At 51.4% G+C, this 1998-nt stretch carries 2 protein-coding genes; both read right to left on the bottom strand.

Features of this window, described 5'->3' with window-relative positions; all coding sequences use genetic code 11:
* Positions 1-50 precede the first annotated feature (50 nt).
* A complete protein-coding gene (gene istB, locus G519_RS0138170) occupies positions 51-791 on the bottom strand; it encodes an IS21-like element helper ATPase IstB (RefSeq protein WP_036635555.1) in 741 nt (246 codons plus the stop codon).
* A partial coding sequence (gene istA, locus G519_RS46715) for an IS21 family transposase (protein WP_036635552.1) occupies positions 778-1998 on the bottom strand: 1221 nt, incomplete at its 5' end. The genes istA and istB, both read right to left, overlap by 14 nt.

Genomic DNA, 1998 nt, shown 5'->3' with positions numbered 1-1998 from the left:
AATTCCCTGGTTTTATCATGAAATTCCCTGTGGAATTTCCAGTTAATCGGTCACTTTTGACGCATTAATGCGTGCTTAAGGCGGTAACTTTCTCCTTCAAAAACAATGAGCTGTCCGTGATGAGCAAGACGGTCAATCATCGCCGCAGCCATCTGGTCGTCGGTGAAGATGCCTCCCCACTTGGAGAATTCGAGATTGGTCGTAATGATGAGGCTTCGTCGTTCGTAACTTGCAGCAATCACTTGAAAGAGCAGTTGGGCTTCTTCTCGATCCATCGGCAGATAACCCCACTCGTCAATAATGACGAGATCAGCTTTCTCTAATTCTTTCATCGTACGCTCCAGAGACCCTGCTCGCTTGCTCTCGCTGAGCCTTGTGACGAGCGAGGCAGCGGTGAAGAACCGCGTCGACATACTAAGTTCGCAGGCCTTCACACCTAGGGCGATGGCTAGGTGTGTTTTGCCCGTACCTACAGGGCCGTAGAGTACGAGATTCTTTTTGTCTCGAACGAACTGACACGAGGTCAGTTCATCCGTTTGTAAGGTAGAGGGAAGGCGTAGAGCCTGAAACTCATAGCCCTCAAGCGTCTTCCGAACCGGGAAGGCAGCCTTCTGGAACAGGCGTACTTTCCGCAGTCGTTCTCGGTGTTCCAGTTCTTCTTTAAATACTTGATGCAAGAACTCTTCCTGCTTCGGCGTTGCTTCCAAGTCGCATAGCCGCACGGCATTTTGGCTTAGGATGAGTTGCCGACAAAAAAGTGCAATCTCCTGACGGACCTCACTTCGATCCATAATTAGCACCTCCTGATGCGGGGAGAAGTTCATCGTAGCGACTCATATCCGGACCTGCTTCTCCCGGCGTATGGAGACCATAGTGGACGATTCGGGCAGCCACCACAGCGGCATTGACCGGAAGGCCCTCCGTGCGTTTACGAACGATCGCTTCCTGCATACTCGTCATAGCCACGTCTAATCCATATTGGTTGGACAAATCCTTGATGAGCTTGAGTGCCTGCTTAAGGCCGCTCTTGTCCTGCTCATCCATGTAATCCCGTACCTCGTAAGCCAATTGACTACGCATGACGCTATTCTTCCATGCGGCGGGCTTCACCATAAGCTGATCCAGCATGGTCGTCCAGTCGACGGTATCCGTGCGTTCACTACCGAATTCGCGGTTGTGCCGGGAGATGGCATCACCGGCCTCGTCTAGCGGTTCGATGAAATGCGCACTGACGCGCACAACGATTTCACGCTCGGCGTACATCGGCGAGGAGGAATACGTGTGACATCCACCTAGAACAAATTTGCCGTAGCCGTTGGTTTTCACGTGCTCATAGCGGCAAGCTTCAAATTCGAGCTTAGGCAGTGGTAGCAAGGCTTTGCGATCCGCTTCAAACAGCGTACAGATCGGTTCGTCCTTTTTGTAATGCTCCCTGGCGTTGTCGAGCTCACAGACTTGAAACAACTCTGCATTCCATTCTAGGAGCGAAGGTGCTGAAGGAAGTGGCACGAAGTAGTTACGCCTTGCGTAGCCGACCTTGTTCTCCACATTGCCTTTCTCATGCCCACTAGCTGGGTTACAGAAGGTAACCTCGAATCCAAAATGAGCTTGAAAACGCTGGAATAACTGCGTCAGCCTAACCACCTCACCAACTCTCCTTCCAGCACCTGTTGCGTTGTCTAGAACTAATCGACGCGGGATACCTTGAATGTGCTGGAAGATGTCCATAAGACCTTGAGAGAGACATTCTGCGGTTTCTCCCAAAAAGCACTGAACAAACGCTGCGTTGCTTTGCGGAAAAGAGAGTACGAGAAAGCGACATGTCCGTCTTTGTCCGTTTAGGATGACATCGCACTCACCGAAGTCAGCTTGGGCTTCCCCCGGGTGCCACTGCAGCTCTAGAAATCCGGTTTTGCTCATTTTGCGTTCTTGCTTTGAGGCCGTTACGTAACGATTAACTGTGGGGTAAGAGCAGTCGAACTCAGGATGCTTCTGGAC

This window comes from Paenibacillus alginolyticus DSM 5050 = NBRC 15375, from assembly GCF_000422905.1.
In the GTDB taxonomy this organism is placed as follows: Bacteria; Bacillota; Bacilli; order Paenibacillales; family NBRC-103111; genus Paenibacillus_E; species Paenibacillus_E alginolyticus.
This window is presented reverse-complemented; position numbering and strand designations above follow the sequence as displayed.

Excerpts from the sequence above, each read along its gene's own strand:
- istB (WP_036635555.1), bottom strand. The coding sequence starts at position 791 with ATGGATCGAAGTGAGGTCCGTCAGGAGATTGCACTTTTTTGTCGGCAA.